We start from the raw sequence: 18,954 nt of genomic DNA, 5'->3' as shown, positions 1-18,954 counted from the left end.
TCATCTCTCTCCCTGCTCGGCCGAGTCCTCGGCCGGAAGTGCATGCGCCAGCTTCAGCGCCAGTTCGTCCGCGTACGGGCCGGTGAGCATCGACCAGTGGTCGCCGCCGACCGGCTCGACCCGGACCCCGTCCCCGTAGAGCCCCGTCAGCCGGCCGCGCAGCCGGTCCGCCTCCGCCGGCCCGCTCGATGCCTTGAAGAGCACGACCGGGCACGCGACGGGGCGTGGCCGGTAGCGCAGCAGCGTCGCCTGGTTGGCGACGAACTGCCTGCGCAGGGCCGTCCCGCGCCCCAGGCGTCGTGCCACCGGGCCGATGCCGAGCAGCGCCTCGGCCTGGGACCGCAGCCCGGCGCGCAGGAACTCGGGGGCGAAGGACACGGGCCGGCCCCCGGTGTCCGGGACGAAGCCGTCCAGGCACACGAGGAGGTCGACGCGTTTGCCGAGCCGTGTCAGCCGGTACGCCATCTCATGGGCGACGACCGCGCCGAACGACCATCCGCCGAGCGTGTAGGGGCCCTCGGGCTGGGTGCGGAGCAGTGCGGTGACGTGGTCGGCCGCGATGGCCGGGATCGTGCGGGTGCGCGGGCCTCCGGGGTCCTCCAGGCCGAGGACCGGCCGGTTCGCGGCGAGGGGCGCCAGCAGGGCGGCCAGGTGCCGGTAGGGGAGTGCGGTGCCGGTGGCGTCCGCGACGAGGAAGACCGGCCGGCCCGTACCGCCCTCGGTGAGGGTGGCGACCCCCGGGACCGGGAGCGTGCCCGTCGCCGCCGGAGCGGGCCGTGCGGGCGACTGCCGTTCGACGGTCTCGACCAGCCGGCCGAACGACGGCGCACGGGAGAAGTCGGTCACGGACAGCACGCAGCCCGTCAGTTCCCTGACCTGGGCCGTCAGGCTGACGGCCATGAGCGACTCCCCGCCCAGGGCGAAGAAGCTGTCGTCGTCGAGTGCCACCGGGACGCCGAGGGTGCGGCACCACAACTCCGCCAGCACGGCCCGCGTGTCGGCCGTTCGGACCGGTGCCGCTGCCGGGGCGCGCCGCGCGGCAGGTGCGGGCGGGGCGGCCGCGTCCGTCTGCTCCGGGTCCTCGCCGCGGAACTGGTATCCCGGCAGGGAGCAGCGTGACGGCCTCTCCTCGCCGGCGCCGGGGGCCGTGCCGAGAACGTCCTCCAGCGCCCGGTCGGCGCCGAGTTCCCAGAGGGTGGCCAGCGCGTTCAGCAGCCCGGCCTCGGCCGGGTCCTCGCGCCGGGCGGTCAGCGGCACCGCGGCGAAGGAGCTGTCCCAGCCGGGGGTGCGGCGCAGGCCGCCGATCATCGAGCTGCCGGGGCCCAGTTCGACGTACGTCGTGCAGCCCGAGCCGAGCAGCGTGCGCATCGCCTCCCCGAGGAGGACGGGACGGCGCAGTTGGGCGGCCCAGTAGGCGGGGTCCGTCACCTCCTGCGGAGCGGCCTGTCGTCCGGTCGTGCCGGATATGAGGGGCTGCCGCGGAGGACGGACGGGCATCGACGAAATGGCGGCCCGCACCTCCTCGGCAGCCCCGTCCATGGCCTTCGAGTGGAAGGCGCGCCGGGTGTGGATCAGGGTGGTCCCGAGCCCGGCCAGGCGGTCGCCCGCGAGCAGCTCCGTCATCGCCGCCTCGGGTCCGGACAGGACGACGGAGCCGGGGGCCTCGACGGCGACGGTGACCTCGCCGTCCCCGGGCAGCCGGGGCACGACCTCGTCGGCACGGGCGGCGACGCTCACCATGAGGCCGGGCTCGGTGTCCCACATCGCCCGGGCACGGCGGTGCACCAGGTCCGCGGCGTCCTGCGGGGACCAGACCCCGGCGAGCGCGGCGGCCACGTACTCGCCGATGCTGTTGCCCAGCATCGCGGCGGGGCGGATGTTCCACGCCTGCAGCTGGCGCCCGAAGGCGTAGCCGAGTGCGAACAGCCCCAGTTGCTGGTGGACGGTGTCGGTGAACCAGTCCTGGTCCGCCGGATCGGTGACGACCGGGGTCAGGTCGATGTCGTGCGCGTCGCGCACGCCCTTGCGTATCTCGTCGAACTCCGCCCGGAAACCGGGCAGCAGCTGGTACGCGGCGGTGCCCGCGCCGTGCCGCAGGGTGCCCTGGCCGGGGAAGAGGAAGGCGACCTTGCCCAGCTTCCGCCGGGGCGGGCCGGGTTCCGCCGCGCCTCGCAGCAGTCGTGCCGCCACCGCGGGCTCCGCGGCGACCAGTGCCTTGCGGTGCCGGTGCACGCGCCGCTCCGCGAGGGTGCGGGACACCTCGGCGAGGGTGGGGGCCGCCTCACCGGCGGTGGCCGGTTCGAGCCGGTCGGCGAGTGCTCCGGCCAGCCGTCCGAGCGCGTCCGGAGAGGCCGCGGACAGGGTGAGCGGGTGGAAGCCGGGACGTCCCTTGCGGGGGGCGCGGCTCGGCGCCCCCCGGAGGAGGACGTGGGCGTTGGTGCCGCCCACACCGAAGGAGCTGACTGCCGCGAGCCGCGTCCCGCGGTCGGGCCACGGCTCGTTGGCCGCGGCGACCCGGAAGGGCGAAGCCTCCAGCTCCAGCAGCGGGTTGGGGCTGGTGAAGTGGACGGTGGGCACGATCTGCCCGTGCTCCAGCATCAGCACGGTCTTGATCAGCCCCGCGACGCCGGACACCGCCCCGGTGTGCCCGATGTTCCCCTTGACCGCGCCGAGCAGGCACGCTCCGGTGGTGTCGGTGGAGTCCCGGAAGACATCGGTCAGCGCCTCCACCTCGACCGGGTCGCCGAGCCGGGTCGCCGTACCGTGCGCCTCCACGTAGTCGATGTCCGCCGGATCGATGCCGGCGATCCGCTGGGCGGCGCGGATCACCTCGCTCTGACCGGGGACGGACGGCGCGGTGTAGGCCATCTTGTCCGAGCCGTCGTTGTTGATCGCGGTGCCCGCGATCACCCCGGCTATCCGGTCGCCGTCACGCAGCGCGTCCGCGAGCCGTTTGAGCACGACCACCGCGACGCCCTCGGCCGGCACGGTGCCCCCGGCCCGCTCGTCGAACGGCCGGCAGCGCCCGTCGGGCGACAGGATGCCGCCCTGCTCGAAGAGGTAGCCCCACTCGCCCCTGGGCATCACGGTGACGCCACCGGCGAGAGCCGCGTCGCACTCGCCGCCGACCAGGGCACGCGCGGCGAGGTGTACCGCGGTCAGCGACGTCGAGCAGGCCGTCTGGACGGTGAGCGCGGGGCCGCGCAGCCCCAGCTTGTAGGCCACGCGCGTGGCGAGGAAGTCCTTCTCCCGGCCGATGTAGAGGGCGAGTTCGCTCAGCGGGTCGTCGGCCCCGGGGCCGACCCGGTCGGCCCCGGCGTAGACCCCGATCCTGCCCGGGAACCGGGTGGGGTCGATGCCCGCGTCGTCGACGGCGGTGGTCGCGCACTCCAGGAAGACACGCTGCTGCGGGTCCATGGCAGCGGCCTCGGCCCGGCTGTAGCGGAAGTACGGCCAGTCGAAGCGGCGGGAGCCGGTGACGACCCCCATGGCCGGGACGAAGTTCTCCCTGCCGACGTATTCCGGGTCCGCCCCCTGGTCCAGCAGCCACTCGGGGGTGAACCGGCTGATCCCGTCCACGCCACCGGTCAGGGCCGCCCAGTACCCGGCCGTGTCGTCGGCGCCCGGCAGCCGGCAGGCCATGCCGACCACGGCCACGGCGTTCTCCGTCGGCACGCTCACACCCCCAGGTCGACGTAGAGGTGGTCCAGGCCCACGTACGACAGGTTGGGACCCCAGACGGCGGCCTCGCCGGAGAGCCGGGCGTCGGGGAACCGCTTCGCGAACCGGCGCAGCAGGACGGCCGCTTCCAGGCGGGCGAGCGGCGCGCCGACGCAGTAGTGCGGTCCGTGGCCGAAGACGAGGTGCTGCTCCGGTCGTCCGTCCCCCTCGTCCGCCCCGCTCACGGCCGGGGCCCCGGCTCCGGTGACCGGGCAGCCGGAGGCCGGGGTGTCCGGCTCCCCCTCCGCGAGCAGCCCGTCGCCGGTGAGGCTGACGAGCACCAGGTCGCCCTCCTCGAGCCGGCTCCCGCCGATCTCCTGGTCGTAGGCGACGACGCGTCCCAGGTGCCGCAGCGGCGGCCTCGCCACGAGCACGGACTCCACGAGCGCCTCGACGGCGCCCTCCCGCTCCTCGCGGATCGCGTCCCAGACCGCCTTGTCGCCGAGCGCGGTCAGGATGACCGAGCCGAGGAGCGACGCTGTCGTCTCCAGACCGCCGAAGAGGTTCATCGCCCAGGTCGCGGTCGTACGGGCACGGTCGAGCTCGGTGTCACGCGGGAAGGCCGCGGGGGCGGTGGCGCGGGACAGCGCCTCCGTCATCTCCCGCATGGCGGTGCGCGCCCCCTCCGCGTGGTCGCGCCGGTACATGGCGCCGATGAACAGGGACAGCGCCCGCGACCAGCGGTGCAGCACCGCCGGCTGCTCGCCGACGCCGACCACGTGCGCCATGACCTTGCCGGAGATGCCGTCGGCGACCGTCGGCATCACGTCGTGCGGGCGGGCCGCGGCGAGGTCGTCGAGGCACTCCTCGGTGATCTCCTCGACCCGCGGAGCGAGTGAGCGCACGTACGACGCGGACATGATCCGCTGCACGGGGCGACGCAGCGCCGCGTGCTCCGGGGCGTCGGTCTGGACGAACCAGAGCCGCAGGAACTCCGTGAGTTCGCGGTACTCCTCGCGCGACGCCTCCGTCATGTACAGCTGGAAGGAACGCTCGAAGGTTCCGGAGGCGAAGCCGGTGTGGTTGAGGACCTGCCGGGCCAGCCGGGGGTCGGCGACGACCCAGCACTCCAGCCCTTCGTCCCACTCCGGGGCCCCGGCGCCGTCCGGCAGGGACAGCGGCGGGGCCTTCGTCCGCGTGCGGTTCACTCGGCGCCGGCCTTCTCCACGAGTGCCCGCAGACCGTCGGGCGTCGGGGCGAGCAGGAAGTCGCGCAGACGCACGCTCACTCCCAGGTCCGCCTTGAGCCTGCGCATGAGCCGGACCGCGCCGAGGGAGTTGCCGCCCACCATGAAGAAGTCGGTGTCGCCCGTCACGGCGACGGCCGCGTCGGGGTCCTCGATGACCGTGGTGAACAGCTCCGCGATCCGCTCCGTCAGGGAACGCGCGCTCTCCTGCGGCGGGGCGGGGGCGGTCCTCTCCGGTCCCGCCGGTGCGGCCGCCCTGCCCGCCCCGTCCGTGGACGAGGGCAGTCCGGCCCGTGCCGCCGGGACGGCGCGTGCCGCGAGGGCACGCCGGTCGACCTTGCCGTTGGCGGTCAGGGGGAGGCGGTCCACGACGGCCCAGAGGCTCGGCACCATGTAGGCGGGGAGCCGCTCCTTGAGCACGGTGCGCAGGGCGACCGCGTCGGTCCCGCCTCCGGGGGCCAGGACCACCGAGGCCACGAGACGCTTCTCCGCGCTGTCGCCGTCCGTGACGTGCACGACGGCGTCCAGCACTCCGGGCTGAGCTGTCAGGACGTCGCTGATCGCGCCCAGTTCGACCCGGTAGCCGCGCAGCTTGACCTGGTCGTCCGCCCGGCCGAGGAAGCGCAGCCGCCCCAGGCCGTCCATCCGTACGACGTCGCCCGTGCGGTAGAGGCGTTCGTCGACGTCCGGTGAGAACGTCCCGAACGAGCGCGCCGTCCCCGCCTCGTCGCCGAGGTAGCCGTCGGCCAGGCCGGTGCCGCCCGCGTAGAGTTCGCCGACCGCTCCCGCCGGCACGACCCGCCGGCGCTCGTCGAGCACGTACACGCGGGTACCCGGCACCGGGACGCCGATCGGCAGCGGGCCGTCCACGTCCTCGGGCCGCTCCACCGAGTGCGTGGTGGTGAAGGTGGTGTTCTCCGTCGGCCCGTAGCCGTTGGTGACGACCAGGCCGGGGTGGCGGGTGAGCGCGCGTGCCACGTGGTCGTGCGGTACGACGTCGCCCCCCGTCAGCAACTGGCGCACCCCGGCGAACGAGTCGGGGGCGAACTCCTCGACCAGACGGAACAGACCCGCGGTGAGCCAGGCGACGGTGATCCCGCGTTCCCGCAGGAAGGCGCCGAGCTCGGTGGGCGAGGCCAGGCCGGGCGGGTGGACCTCCAGGGTCGCGCCGGTCAGCAGCGCACCCCACAGCTCCAGCGTCGAGGCGTCGAAGGCGAGCGGCGACAGGCGCAGCATCCGTTCGCCGGGGCCCAGCCGCACGAAGCCGGCCTCGTGGACCAGCCGGATCACGGCGCGGTGCGGTACGGAGACGCCCTTGGGCTCACCGGTCGACCCCGAGGTGAAGGCCACGTAGGCGAGCCGCCCGGGGTCCTCCGGCGCGTACGGCGCGGCGCCGTCGCCGGAGGCGGCGGGCCAGGACGGATCCCAGGTGGCGACCGGACGGACGCCGAGCGCGGCGGCCCGCGTCGCGGCGGGCCCGGACACCGGCCCCGCCAGCACCGCGGCCGGTGCGGCGCGCTCCACGATCCGGGCCAGGTGGGCGTCCGTGACGCCCTGTTCCACACCGACGTACGCGGCGCCCGCCCACTGCACACCGAGCACGGCGACGGCCTCGGCGACCGACCGGTCCACGCCGACCAGCACCCGGTCGCCCGGCGCGACGCCGGCCTCCCGCAGCAGGCGCGCCTGCTCGGCGGCGGCGTCCGCCAGCTGGGCGTAGGTGAGGGCGGACGCCTCGTCGCGTACGGCGACGGCGTCCGGTGTGCGCGCGGCCACCTCCCGGAAGAGCGCGTCGAGGGAGCTGTCGGGGAAGTCGTCGGCCGACGTGTTGATCCCGTCCAGCCGGGCGCGGCTCGCGGCGGAGACGCAGCGGACGTCCTCCAGCCGGGCGTCCGGGTCCGCGGCCAGCTGCTCGGCCGCCGCGCGGAAGTCGGCGACGAACGCACGGGTCTCGTCCTCGGTCCAGACCCCCGTGGCGTACTCCACATGACCGGAGTACGACGGATCGGCGTGACCGATCAGCATCGTGAGGTCGAACTGCGAACCGCCGCCGTGCCCCTCCTCGACCCGCAGCCGGGCGGAACCCGCGTCCAGCCCCTGGGGCACGAGCTGGTCGTGCATGCCGAAGCAGACCTGTACGAGGGGGTGGCAGCCGAGACCGCGCTCGACGCCCACGCGGGCGACCAGTTCCTCGAAGGGCAGGTCCCCGGCGTCGATGCTGCGTCCCAGGGAGGCGTGCACCGAGCGGAGATACCCGGCGACGGTGGCCTCGTCGTCGACGTCCACGCGTACCGGGACCAGGTTGCCCGTCACCGCCACGAGGTGTTCCAGCTCGGAGAACCCACGGCCGAGCAGCGGCACACCGACGAGCAGGCTGCGGCTGCCCGTCAGCCGGCTCAGGGTCAGGCCGAAGGCGCCGAGGAGGAAGGCGTACGGGGTGATGCCGAGCTCCCGGGCCCTGCCCGCCACCGCCGTGGTCGCCTCGGGGCCCAGGTCGAGGGCGCTGCGACTGCCCGTGGCGTCCTGGACGGCCGGGCGCTGCCGGTCGGCGGGCAGCTCCAGGACCCTGGGCACTCCGTCGAGGTGGCGCTTCCACAGCTCGGCCTGGCTGTCCCACACGCCCGCGGCGCACAGGGAGTCATGGCGGCGGGAGAGCACGCCCACCGGTACGTCGGGGCCGAGGTCCGGCTCGGCCGCTCCGTCGGCGAGTGCGCCGTGGCGGGCGAAGACCTCCGTGAGGAGCAGTCCCACCGCCCAGCCGTCCAGCACCATGTGATGCGCGGCCAGGACGACCGCCTCGCCGCCTCCCGGCTGCGAGAAGTGCAGCCACCGGTAGGCGGGAGCCGCGGACAGGTCGAAGGGCCTGCGTCCCTGCCGGGCGCCCTCGTCGCGGACGTACTCCTCGAATCCCGCCGCCGGGCCGTCGTACACGTACGTCGTCAGTTCCGGTACGTGGGCCGACAGGACCTCGCGCACGACGTCGTCGTCCGTCTCGCGGAAGACGGTGCGCAGCCCCTCGTGGCGGCCGGTGGTCTCGGCCAGCGCCTTCGCCAGGCAGTCCCGGTCCAGCGTGCCGTCCTCGACGAAGCAGGTGAACACCAGGTTGTACGGTGAGCCGCCGGCCAGGCTCTCGATGAGCCACATCCCGCGCTGCGCCGGTGAGAGGGAGCCGTCGTCGGGGGCGTCGGCGGTCGCGGGCTCCGTGCCGGTCCCGGTGACGGGCTCGGCGCCGGAGAGCACGGTGGCGAGCGGGGTCTCGCTCAGCAGGGCCGCCGCCGCGATGCGCAGACCCAGCTGTTCCTCGGCCAGCGCGGCCAGGCGCATGGCGCGCAGCGAGTCGCCGCCGAGTGCGATGAAGCTGTCCGTGGTGAAGTCCGCGGGGTCCGTCCCCTCACCGAGGACGGAGACGGCCAGGTCTGCGCAGGTCATCAGACGGCCTCTTCGGTCGCGCGCCGGTTGCGGGCGGCGTCCAGCATGCCGAGGCGGCCGTCGGCGGGTGAGGGGGCCTTCCGCGGCTCCGTGGAGGGGGCCGCGAGCAGGTCCGCCTGACCACTCACCGTGGCGGATCTGAAGAGGTCCACCGTGCGCAGCATGCGGCCGGACGCCTGGCTCAGTCGCTCGACGAGCACCACGAGGAGGAGGGAGTCGCCGCCCGACTCGAAGAAGCTGACGTCGTCCTCGATGTCGTCGCTCTGCAGGACCTCCTGCCAGATGGACCGTACGAGGTCGAGCCGCTGTGCGGGGTCGTCGAGATCGATCGCGTCCATTGACTGTTCGAGCACGGTTTCCTCCGGAGAAGTGGCTAGGTCCGCGGCGCTGCGCCGCAGATCCGACAGGAAGGCGGAGACGGTGGAGTGGTCGTCGACGTCCGCGGGGTAGTCCAGGGACAGCTCGAGACGCCGTCCGTCGGCTCCGTCCTCGACGCGGACGAACAGGGCGAGGTCGTACTTGATGTAGAGCGGGTCGAGCGGACGCAGCCGGCCCGTGACGCCCGGCGCGAGCACGGGGGCGTGCGGGGCGTCGTCCAGGTTGAGGAGCACCGGGGTCAGGGGCGGCCAGAGGGCGTTGCGGTCGGGATTGAGCCGGGCCGATATCGCGTCCAGCGGCACGTCGCTGTCCATGAACGCCTCCATGCTGCTGATGCGCGCGTTCCCGAGCAGCTCGCGCCACGTGGTGTCGGGCTCGAGTGACACGCGTAGCACCACGGTGGTGATGAACATGCCGATGACGTCGGCGGCGTCGGGGTGGTCGCGGCCCGGCCAGGCGAAGGCGATGAGGAAGTCCCGCTGGGTGCTGCGGCGGGCCAGGGTCCCGGCCAGCAGCGCGACGCCCAGCATGAAGGTGGTGCAGCCCTCCTCGGACGCCACCGCCAGGGCCCCGGCGGTCCGTTCCGGGTCGAGGCCGGTGGTGATGGTGGTACCGAGAAGTGACGTTTCCTCTTTGGCGGCGCCGGAGCGCTCGAAGGGGAGCGGCACCTCGGTGGGGGCACCACGCAGCCGCTCGACCACCTCTTCGACCTGAGCGGCCACGTCCTGCGCGGACGGTGTGGCGACCACCGAGGCGGGATGCGGGGGGTTGCTCAACTCCGGCTCCACGTCGGCCAGTCCGGCGCGGTAGATGCTGAAGATCTCCTCCAGCAGCATCGTGCGTGACAGGCCGTCGAACACGATGTGATGCGAGGTGAGCACCAGCAGGGTGCGATCGGCGCCGGTCCGGATGACCTCCGCCCGTGCGGGAGCCTCGGCGGCCAGGTCGAAGGGGGTGCCGCACAGTGCCTGCACCAACCGGTCGATCTCGTCCTCGGTCCAGCCCTCGGCGGCCGCGTCGAGGAACCCGGCGTCCGCCGGCTCCTCGTGGGTGCTGTACTCGACCCGGCGATGCTTCAGATCAAGCCGGAAGCGGGCCCGTAGCGACGGATGCCTGCCCAGGGCCAGGCGGACCGCCGACACCAGCAGCGGGTGATCCACCGTCCCGGTGAACTCGACGACCGAAGGGACCAGCTGCGTCGGCCGCAGCAGTTCGTCGCGGTCCAGTACCCACAGGCCCTGTTGCATCGGGGTGGCCGGGTACCAGGCACCACCAGCCAATTCGGATTCGGGTAACACTGATAATTCCCCCCGTGTACGGCCGCCCATGCCCCTGTCTTCCCGACTCGGAAGTGAGTGGGAAAGGGGCCCGTTCGTAGCCGGGGGGACGCTACGTCACCTGAATATGACGCGTCAAGGGTGATCTTGCCGGGTCCGTCGTAGTCCTTAACGCGCCGAATTCAAAGTTTCGACAAAGTGGCTTGACCCGTGTCATGTGGCTGGAAAGCGATGCCTATTTCTGCGGTTCGCCTGTATGTTGTCCCGCGCCACTCTTCCCACGCGAATTCCGGGAGGTCGGCCCCGAACCGGACGGAAGGACAACAGCAGTTGAAAGTCCACGACGCCCCGATTTCCAGATGCCCCGTACATCAGGGAGCCACCGACCTCGTCGACCCGCTGCTCTACACCGACGGCGACGCGCACGCCGTCTGGCAGCGGATGCGCAGCCTCGACACGCTGACCCGGCAGGAGGTCGACGACAAGCGGGGATTCTGGAACATCGTCGGGTTCGACGACGCCGAGCGGGTGCTGCGTGACACCGCGGTCTTCACCTCCGAACGCGGCACCATGCTCGACCTCCTGGGCACGGACGACCCGGCCGGCGGGAAGCAGCTTGCCGTCACCGACCCGCCGCGGCACACCGAGATGCAGACCCGGTTGAAGAAGGCGCTGGCGGTCAAGGCCGTGGAGCGCCAGAAGGACATGATCCGCCCGCTGATCATCGATCTGATCAGTCCGCTCGGGGACGGTGGCACCTTCGACTTCGCCGAGGCGATGCTGGCCATGCCGATGTCCGTGACCGGCACGATGATGGGCCTGCCCAGCACCGACTGGCCCTGGCTCAGCCGCCTCACCACGGTCTGCATAGCCGCGGACGACCCGGACTTCCAGGACCCGGGCGGCAAGGCGGCGACCCTGGAGACCGCGCACCGGGAGCTGTTCGCGTACTTCCAGGACCTCGTCCGCTTCCGCCGCGACAACCTCGGCGACGACCTGCTCAGTGTGCTGATCTCCACCGAGTTCGAGGGCCGTCACATGGACTCCGGCGAGATCGTGGCGAACTGCTACAGCCTGCTCCTGGGCGCCAACGTCACCACCCCGCACTCGCCGAACTACGTCATGGCGCAGTTCATCGACAGCGGCGTGCTGGAGGACTGGGCCGCCCACCCGGAGGTCAACAACACAGCTGTCGAGGAGGCGTTGCGCTGGGCCTCCCCGGTCAACCACTTCCTGCGCTACGCCACCCAGGACACGGAGGTCCGCAACACCCGGATCGCCGCGGGGGACGCCGTGGTGGTCTGGCTCGGCGCCGCCAACCGGGACGAGGCGGTCTTCCCCGACGCCACCACCTTCGACATCCGCCGCAAGCCCAACAAGCACATCGCCTTCGGCATCGGCCCGCACTACTGCATCGGCCACAGCGTCGCCCGGATCACGCTGCGCATCCTCTTCGAGGAACTCCTCACGCGCTTCGAGGACTTCCGGCCCGCCGGCAAGCCCGAGCGCCTGGCCTCGAACTTCGTCTCCGGCTACAAGCGGGTGCCGATCACGGCCCGGGCCCGATGAGCGCGGACCTGCCCGACACGCCGTGGCTGCGCCGCTTCCACGCCGCCGAACCCGGTGCGCTGCGGCTCTTCTGCTTCCCGCACGCCGGCGGCAACGCCTCCTACTTCCACCCGCTCTCGGCACTCCTCGCGCCCGGCATCGAGATGCTCACCGTGCAGTACCCGGGCCGCCAGGAGCGGTTCAACGAGCCCTGCATCGAGAGTCTGACGGACCTGGCCGACGCCGTGGCCGCCGAGCTGGCCGACCGGGTCGGACAGCCCTTCGCCCTCTTCGGCCACAGCATGGGCGCCACCCTGGCTTTCGAGGTCGCCTGCCGGCTGCGCGCGCACGGGGCCGAGCCGACCGCGCTGTTCGTGTCGGGGCGACGCGCCCCGTCCATCCCGGCACCGGGCTCGGTACACCTCGCGACCGACGAGGAACTCATCGCCGACATGGAGTACCTGGGCGGTACGAACGCCCGGATGCTGAGGAACCCCGACCTGCTGGACGCTATCCTTCCGGCCGTACGGAGCGACTACGTCGCCACGGAGACGTACCGGTACCGAGGTGCTCCCCGGCTCGACTGTCCCGTGACCGCGTTCATCGGGGACACCGACCCGCGGGTGGACATTCCGATGGCCGAGGCGTGGGCCGACCACACGACGGACGGCTTCCGGCTCCACGTCTACACCGGGGGGCACTTCTTTCTGGTCCCCCATCTCGAAGCCGTGGCGGAGACGATGGCGCAGTCCGTTTCCACCGTTCAAACATTGTCGACACAGAATTAACAATTCCGTCTTCTGAGCACGGATCCCCTTCCGGATTGGATGCACATGAAATACCGCGTCATTGGCAGCGACCCGAAGACCCGCCGCGAGGTCAGTGTGGTGAGCCTCGGTTCGATGCTTTTCGGAACGGTGACCGACGAGGCGACCTCCTTCGCCCTTCTCGACCGCTTCGTGGAGGCGGGCGGAACCTTCATCGACACGTCCAACAACTACTCGTTCTGGGTCAACGGGACGCAGGGCGGTGAGAGCGAGGAACTGCTCGGGCGCTGGATCCGCAGCCGTGGAATCGGTGACGAGATCACCTTCGCCACCAAGCTGGGCGCCCGCCCGAACGCTCCCACCAGCGGGTTCAGCCTCGACATCGAGGGACTTTCGGCCAAGGTGATCCGTGAGTCCGCCGAGCGCAGCCGCGACCGGCTCGGCATCGAGCGGATCCACCTGCTCTACGCGCACGTCATGGACGAGCACACTCCCCTGGAGGAGACCGTCGAGGCCTTCGGCGGGGTCGTCGAGGACGGCATCGCCGGACTGCTCGGCGCCAGCAACCACTGGGCCTGGCGGGTGGAGCGGGCCCGGGCGCTGGCCGCGGCCGCCGGACTGCCCGGCTACGAGGTGCTCCAGCACCACCACAGCTACCTGCGCCAGCGCATGGACACCCCGAGCCTGCGCTCCCCCGACGGCAACCAGGGCCTCGTCAGCGGCGACCTGCTCAGCTACGTGCGGGCCACTCCCTCGCTCACCCAGGTCGCCTACACGCCGCTGCTCTCCGGCGCGTACGTCCGTGAGGACAAGCCCCTGGGACCGGGCTTCGAGCACGCCGGAACCGAGCCCCGCCTCGCGGCCCTGGCCGAGGTGGTGAAGGAGACCGGGGCGACCGCCAACCAGGTCGTCCTGTCGTGGCTCCTGGGCGGAGACATCCCGATCCTCCCCCTGGTCGGCGCGTCGTCGGTCGCCCAGCTCGACGAGAGCCTGGCCGCGGTGGACCTCGAACTGACCCCCGAGCAGCGCACGAAGCTCGACACCACGAACTGAGCCGGGGCCTCCCGGACACACCCGAGCCCCGCCGGTCAGGGACCGGCGGGGCTCGGGCACGTCCGCACGAGGCGCGTTCTAGACGTACCGCTCCAGGATCGAGGACTCGGCCAGTCGCGAGAGCCCCTCCCGCACGCTCCGGGCCCGTGCCTCGCCGACCCCGTCCACGGCCTGGAGGTCGTCCACGCTCGCGGCGAGGAGCTTCTGCAGGCCGCCGAAGTGCTCCACCAGACGCTCGATGATCGCTCCGGGCAGCCGCGGCACCTTCGCCAGCAGCCGGTAGCCCCGCGGGGAGACCGCCGAGTCCAGCGTCTCCGGGGAGCCGCTGTATCCCAGCGCCCGTGCCACCACGGGAAGTTCGAGCAGTTCGGTGTGGGTGAGCGTGTCCAGCTCGGCCAGCGCCTCCGCGACCGTGCGGGACCGCTTCGCGGTCGGCTCGGGGACGTAGTCGCGTACGACCAGCTCACGCTCCGGTTCCACCCCGGCGATCAACTCGTCCAGCTGGAGGGCCAGGAGGCGGCCGTCGGTGCCCAGCTCCACGACGTACTCCGCGATCTCGGTCGCGATCCGGCGCACCATCTCCAGCCGCTGCGAGACCGCCGTCACGTCCCGGACCGTCACCAGGTCCTCGATCTCCAGCGCGGAGAGCGTCCCGGCGACCTCGTCGAGCCGGAGCTTGTACCGCTCCAGGGTGGCGAGCGCCTGGTTGGCGCGGGACAGGATCGCGGACGACTCCTCCAGGACCCGCCGCTCCCCGTCGACGTACACCGCAATCAGGCGCATCGACTGCGAGACCGAGACCACCGGGAAGCCGCAGGCCTTGGAGACCCGGTCGGCCGTACGGTGACGGGTGCCCGTCTCCTCCGTGGGGATCGAGGCGTCCGGGACCAGCTGGACGCCGGCCCGGAGGATCTTCGTCATGTCCTTGTCGAGGATCATCGCGCCGTCCAGCTTGCACAGCTCGCGCAGGCGTGTCGCGGTGAACTCCACGTCCAGGACGAAACCGCCGGTACACATGGATTCGACGGTCCTGTCCATGCCGAGGACGATCAGACCGCCGGTGTTGCCGCGGAGAATGCGCTCCAGGCCGTCGCGGAGGGCCGTCCCGGGCGCCACCGCGCTCAACGAGGCGCGCATCAGCGCCTCGTTTCCCGTGCCTTGGCCGGACTTTCCGGGCGATGCGGCCCGGTCGTTGGCTGCCACTGCACTCCTCCGGTCACAGGTTTGCGGTGCCCTTTCGTCCCTCATACCGTCGTACGGGCGGGCGAGACCAGGGCAAAGTCTACCGGCGTGCGCCGTCCTCCTGTGGTCCGTCCGGCCGAGACCGGCGGGGGAGGACTCTCAGGGCGTCGCCCATGTCGGCCACTTCCGTGACCTTCATGCCGGCCGGGACCTGCCCGGGGTCCCTCGGGACCAGGGCGTGCTTGAACCCGAGACGGTACGCCTCCGCCAGCCTGCGCTGGACCCCGGTGACCCTCCTGACCTCCCCGGCGAGACCCACCTCACCGATCGCGACCAGGTTCTTCGGGAGCGGTGTGTCGCTGGCCGCACTGGCCAGTGCCAGGGCGATCGCGAGGTCCGCGGCCGGTTCCGTGAGCTTCACGCCGCCCACCGTCGCACTGTAGATGTCCCGCTTGCCGAGCGCGCTGATCCGGCCCCGCTGCTCGAGGACGGCCAGCATCATCGAGACGCGGGAGGTCTCCAGGCCCGAGGTGGTGCGCCGGGGCGAGGGGATCTGCGAGTCGACCGTCAGGGCCTGCACCTCGGCGACGAGTGGGCGCTTGCCCTCGAGGGTGACCGTCAGGCAGGTGCCGGGGACCGGCTCGTCGCGGCGGGTGAGGAAGAGCCCCGACGGATCCGCCAGGCCGGTGATGCCCTCGTCGTGCAGCTCGAAGCAGCCGACCTCGTCGGTGGCCCCGTACCTGTTCTTGACGCCGCGCACCAGCCGCAGGCGTGCGTGCCGGTCGCCCTCGAAGGACAGCACCACGTCGACGAGGTGCTCCAGGAGCCGTGGTCCCGCGATGGCGCCGTCCTTGGTCACATGGCCGACCAGGAGCGTCGACATGCCGCGCTCCTTCGAGGCCCGGATGAGCGCGCCCGCCACCTCGCGGACCTGCGCCATGCCGCCGGGCGCGCCGTCGATCTCGGGGGAGGCCACCGTCTGCACCGAGTCGAGGACGAGCAGGGACGGCTTGACCGCGTCCAGATGTCCCAGGACCGCCGAGAGGTCGGTCTCGGCGGCGAGGTACAGGTGGTCGTTGATGGCCCGGATCCGGTCGGCCCGCATCCGCACCTGGCTGGCGGACTCCTCGGCCGTGACGTAGAGCGTGCGGTGGTCGTCGCTCGCCGCCTTGGCGGCCACGTCCAGCAGCAGCGTCGACTTGCCGACGCCCGGCTCGCCCGCGAGCAGCACGACCGCACCGGGCACGAGGCCTCCGCCGAGCACGCGGTCCAGCTCGCCGACCCCGGTCGAGCGCGCGGTCGCCTGCCGGCTGTCGACCTGGCCGATCGGCAGGGCGGCGGAGGACACCCGGCCCGCGGCGGTCGTGCGGACGGCGGGGGCGCCGCCGAACTCCTCGACCGTCCCCCAGGCCTGGCATTCGGGGCAGCGGCCGAGCCATTTGGCGGTCGTCCAGCCGCATTCGGTGCAGCGGTAGGACGGCCGGTCCTTCGCGGATTTCGTACGGGCAGCCATGGCGCCACCGTATAGGGGCGGTCCGACAGTGCCGATCAGTCGACCACAGTCGCGAGAGGCGAACATGTGCCCTATGAGGTATTTCAGTAGGAATCCGGGATTCCTGTCCCCTTTCGAGGGAGACTGTCACCCGTAAGGATTAAATGTCGGAAAATGCTGTCAGGGTTCCTCCGGTATCTGCCTACGGTCGCAAGGTGACGAGCAGCAGGCTGGAGCCCCCCACGCACACCACCGGCGCACACCGGGCGCACCGTCGCGAGGCCCCCGCGGTGCGGCGGTCGCCCGCACATGACGAGCCGTACCTCGACGGCCTGTTCACCTACTGCCTCTCCGTGCTCTGCGACCACGAGGCCGCCACCGACGCGCTCGGCTCGGTCCTGGCGATCGCCGAGCGGCAGGACGGCCGGTGCCCCGCGGCCGAGGAGGAACGTAAATCCTGGCTGTACGCCCTGGCCAGGTGGACCTGCCTGCGGGTGCTCACCGAGCAGCGAAGCGGCCGCCGGGCGCACCGGCGACGGCCGGTCCGCCGGGGCGCCGCGCCGCACGGGGGCACCGGCGATCCGGCCGCCCGCGGTGTCGCGCAGACCGCCCCCGGCACCGCCACCGAGTCCCCGGCGGCCGAGGCGCGCCGGCGCGAGCTCGCGAAGCTGGCCTGGCCCGAGGCGGCGGGCACCACTCCCGAGCAGCGCGAGGCGCTGGAGCTCGCCGTGCGTCACGGTCTGGCCCCGCGCGCCGTGGCGGCCGTCCTCGGCCTCGATCCCGGCAGCGCCCGGGAGCTCCTGGCCGGTGCCGCCTGCGAGGTGGAGCGCACCCGCGCCGCTCTCGCCGTCGTGGAGAGCGGGAACTGTCCCGCGGTCGCCCGGCTCACCGGCACCCACCAGGTGCTGCTCTCGGCGGCCCTGCGCCGGGAGCTCGTCCGGCACGTCGACGACTGCCCACGCTGCCGCCGTGCCGCCGAGCGCGCGGGCGCCTCCGGCCCCTGGCCCGGGGCCGCCGTCACCCCCGCCTCCCCGCTGCCGGTCCTCGAGGCGCCTCGACCCTCGGTGCACGTCGCCCTGGCGCACGCCCGGCGGAACCGCTCCGGAGCGCCGCGCTTCGCCCGGACCGGTTTCCCGCTGGACCCCAAGGACCACGCCGCGCGGCGGGACCGGTTGCGGGCCCGGGTGGTGACGACGACGGTGGTGGCGACGGTCGTCGCCGCCCCGGTGATCGCCCTGTGGGCCGCGTACCGGGGCGCGCCGCTGACCGGAGAGGGGCGCGACACCTCGGTCACCGCCTCCGACGTGGACGGGGAGCCCGGCTCCGAGGGCGACCCGCACGGCCAGTACGAGAACGCGGGCAACGCCCGCCCCGACGGGGACGGCGGCTTCACGGACGGCGTCCGGAGCCCGGACGTCTCGGCCGAGGTCGTCAGCGTCGGCGGCGGCCCGGAGGGAGCGGCGGCCTCGATCGGCGTCTCGGCCCGCTCGTCCGGAGGCCGTACGGCGATCACCCTGACCGTGACGGGGGACGAAGCCGTCGCCTGGTCGGCCCGGACGGCCGCCCCCTGGCTGCGCCTCACCCGTACGTCGGGCACGGTCGCCCCCGGCAGGAGCACCACCTTCTACGTGTTCGTGGACCGCTCGGCCGAGCCGCAGGGCCCCTGGAGCGCCCGTGTCCTGCTCGCCCCGTCGGGGTCCGCCGTCGCGATCACCGGCCACGGCGCACCGCGCCCGGGGAGCCCGGAGCCGTCCCCGGACCCGCCGACCGGGCCCCCGAGCCCCGCGCCGTCCTCCCCGCCTCACTCGCCGGACCCCACCCCGACCCCGACGGACCCCACCGGTCCGCCGGACCCGACGCCGACGCCCACGGACCCGACGGACCCGCCCGGCCCCACCCCGTCACCGTCGGACGGATCCACCGAGCCCGGCCCGTCGTCCGGCCCGACGACGGACCCGGACGAACCGTCCGGGCCGGCGGGGTGACGGAAACGGCGGCCCGGCGTGCGGCGGAGCGTCCGTGCGCCGCGCACCGGGCCGCCGTCGGGGCGAGGCCGGTCTCCTCTCAGGCCGGGTCGGCCGGATGCGGGGCCATCGGCAGCAGCGAGGCCAGCCGCTGCTCGCACAGCTCGGCCAGCCGGTCGTAGGCCTCCTCGCCCATCATCTCGGTGAGCTCGGGACGGTAGGACACGTAGACCGGGTCACCGGCCCCGTGCGCGGACGTCGCCGAGGTGCACCACCAGTGCAGGTCGTGGCCGCCGGGACCCCAGCCGCGGCGGTCGTACTCCCCGATCGAGATCTGGAGCACGCGCGTGTCGTCGGGCCGTTCGATCCAGTCGTACGTACGGCGGACCGGCAGCTGCCAGCACACGTCGGGCTTGGTCTCCAGCGGCTCCTTGCCCTCCTTGAGGGCCAGGATGTGCAGCGAGCAGCCCATGCCGCCCGCGAAGCCGGGGCGGTTCTGGAAGATGCAGGAGCCCTCCCAGCGCCGCGTCTGACGCTCGCCGTCCTCGTCGACGCCGACCCAGCCGGTCTTCGTGCCGACGTCGTGGAACTGCCAGATCTCGGGGGTGAGCCGTGCGACGTGCCCGGCCACCCGCTTCTCGTCGTCCTTGTCGGAGAAGTGCGCGCCCAGCGTGCAGCAGCCGTCGTCCGCGCGGCCCGCCTGGATGCCCTGGCAGCCGCTGCCGAAGATGCAGTTCCAGCGGGACGTCAGCCAGGTCAGATCGCAGCGGAAGACCTGCTCGTCGTCGGCGGGGTCGGCGAACTCCACCCAGGCCCGCGCGAAGTCGAGCCCCTTCTCGTCGGGCCCGTCCGGCCCCGATGCTTCCGGCTGCTGGATCTCCTGCTTCACTCCCGGCTGCTTCTTCGTGGCTTTGTCCGGCTTCGCCTTTTTCGTCTTTGGCACCTGCCCAGAGTAAGC

At 72.9% G+C, this 18,954-nt stretch carries 11 protein-coding genes; 4 read left to right on the top strand and 7 right to left on the bottom strand.

Annotated elements, in window-relative coordinates; genetic code table 11:
- From IA22_RS0105630 to IA22_RS0105615, 4 genes are read right to left on the bottom strand one after another with little or no spacing between them, the layout of a single operon-like run.
- Positions 1 to 3,681 carry a type I polyketide synthase gene (locus IA22_RS0105630; protein ID WP_245229543.1) on the bottom strand — a complete coding sequence of 1,227 codons (3,681 nt, stop codon included), beginning with the start codon at positions 3,679 to 3,681 and terminating at the stop codon, positions 1 to 3.
- Positions 3,678 to 4,868 carry a cytochrome P450 family protein gene (locus IA22_RS0105625; RefSeq protein ID WP_030122904.1) on the bottom strand — a complete coding sequence of 397 codons (1,191 nt, stop codon included), beginning with the start codon at positions 4,866 to 4,868 and terminating at the stop codon, positions 3,678 to 3,680. Before IA22_RS0105625 ends, IA22_RS0105630 begins: the two co-directional genes overlap by 4 nt.
- Entirely contained in the window at positions 4,865 to 8,335 is a 3,471-nt protein-coding gene (locus IA22_RS0105620) for a non-ribosomal peptide synthetase (RefSeq protein ID WP_030122903.1), read from the bottom strand. Before IA22_RS0105620 ends, IA22_RS0105625 begins: the two co-directional genes overlap by 4 nt.
- Positions 8,335 to 10,041 (bottom strand): condensation domain-containing protein, encoded by a 1,707-nt coding sequence (locus IA22_RS0105615; protein ID WP_030122902.1) that lies wholly within the window; start codon positions 10,039 to 10,041, stop codon positions 8,335 to 8,337. Before IA22_RS0105615 ends, IA22_RS0105620 begins: the two co-directional genes overlap by 1 nt.
- A 279-nt stretch (positions 10,042 to 10,320) precedes the next feature.
- Here IA22_RS0105615 and IA22_RS0105610 point away from each other — a divergent pair, with 279 nt between their 5' ends.
- From IA22_RS0105610 to IA22_RS0105600, 3 genes are read left to right on the top strand one after another with little or no spacing between them, the layout of a single operon-like run.
- Positions 10,321 to 11,559 (top strand): cytochrome P450, encoded by a 1,239-nt coding sequence (locus IA22_RS0105610; RefSeq protein ID WP_051694774.1) that lies wholly within the window; start codon positions 10,321 to 10,323, stop codon positions 11,557 to 11,559.
- The gene (locus tag IA22_RS0105605; RefSeq protein ID WP_030122900.1) at positions 11,556 to 12,326 is read left to right on the top strand and encodes a thioesterase II family protein; all 771 of its coding nucleotides are present in this window, start codon (positions 11,556 to 11,558) and stop codon (positions 12,324 to 12,326) included. The genes IA22_RS0105610 and IA22_RS0105605 overlap by 4 nt, the downstream gene beginning before the upstream one ends.
- 45 nt (positions 12,327 to 12,371) lie before the next feature.
- Positions 12,372 to 13,358 carry an aldo/keto reductase gene (locus tag IA22_RS0105600; protein WP_014155556.1) on the top strand — a complete coding sequence of 329 codons (987 nt, stop codon included), beginning with the start codon at positions 12,372 to 12,374 and terminating at the stop codon, positions 13,356 to 13,358.
- Positions 13,359 to 13,436: 78 nt separating this feature from the next.
- Here IA22_RS0105600 and disA read toward each other — a convergent pair whose 3' ends face one another.
- Together disA and radA are read right to left on the bottom strand one after the other, a co-directional pair.
- Positions 13,437 to 14,561, bottom strand: coding sequence for a DNA integrity scanning diadenylate cyclase DisA (disA, locus tag IA22_RS0105595; protein WP_014155557.1), 1,125 nt, complete (start codon positions 14,559 to 14,561; stop codon positions 13,437 to 13,439).
- Between the two features lie 79 nt (positions 14,562 to 14,640).
- On the bottom strand, positions 14,641 to 16,053 hold the full coding sequence (gene radA / locus IA22_RS0105590) for a DNA repair protein RadA (protein WP_014155558.1): 1,413 nt from the start codon (positions 16,051 to 16,053) through the stop codon (positions 14,641 to 14,643).
- A 194-nt stretch (positions 16,054 to 16,247) separates the two neighbouring features.
- Here radA and IA22_RS0105585 point away from each other — a divergent pair, with 194 nt between their 5' ends.
- Positions 16,248 to 18,017, top strand: coding sequence for a BACON domain-containing protein (locus IA22_RS0105585; protein ID WP_030122899.1), 1,770 nt, complete (start codon positions 16,248 to 16,250; stop codon positions 18,015 to 18,017).
- Positions 18,018 to 18,096: 79 nt separating this feature from the next.
- Here the strand turns inward: IA22_RS0105585 and IA22_RS0105580 are convergent, their stop codons facing one another.
- Complete coding sequence (locus IA22_RS0105580) at positions 18,097 to 18,939, bottom strand: DUF3109 family protein (protein WP_014155560.1); 843 nt, start codon at positions 18,937 to 18,939, stop codon at positions 18,097 to 18,099.
- Between the last annotated feature and the right edge of the window lie 15 nt (positions 18,940 to 18,954).

Source organism: Kitasatospora papulosa, from assembly GCF_000717245.1.
Taxonomy (GTDB): domain Bacteria; phylum Actinomycetota; class Actinomycetes; order Streptomycetales; family Streptomycetaceae; genus Streptomyces; species Streptomyces papulosus.
This window is presented reverse-complemented; position numbering and strand designations above follow the sequence as displayed.

Coding starts and splice junctions, on each gene's coding strand:
- radA (WP_014155558.1), bottom strand. CDS start 16,053: ATGGCTGCCCGTACGAAATCCGCGAAGGACCGGCCGTCCTACCGCTGC.
- IA22_RS0105615 (WP_030122902.1), bottom strand. CDS start 10,041: ATGGGCGGCCGTACACGGGGGGAATTATCAGTGTTACCCGAATCCGAA.
- IA22_RS0105605 (WP_030122900.1), top strand. CDS start 11,556: ATGAGCGCGGACCTGCCCGACACGCCGTGGCTGCGCCGCTTCCACGCC.
- IA22_RS0105600 (WP_014155556.1), top strand. CDS start 12,372: ATGAAATACCGCGTCATTGGCAGCGACCCGAAGACCCGCCGCGAGGTC.
- IA22_RS0105620 (WP_030122903.1), bottom strand. CDS start 8,335: ATGACCTGCGCAGACCTGGCCGTCTCCGTCCTCGGTGAGGGGACGGAC.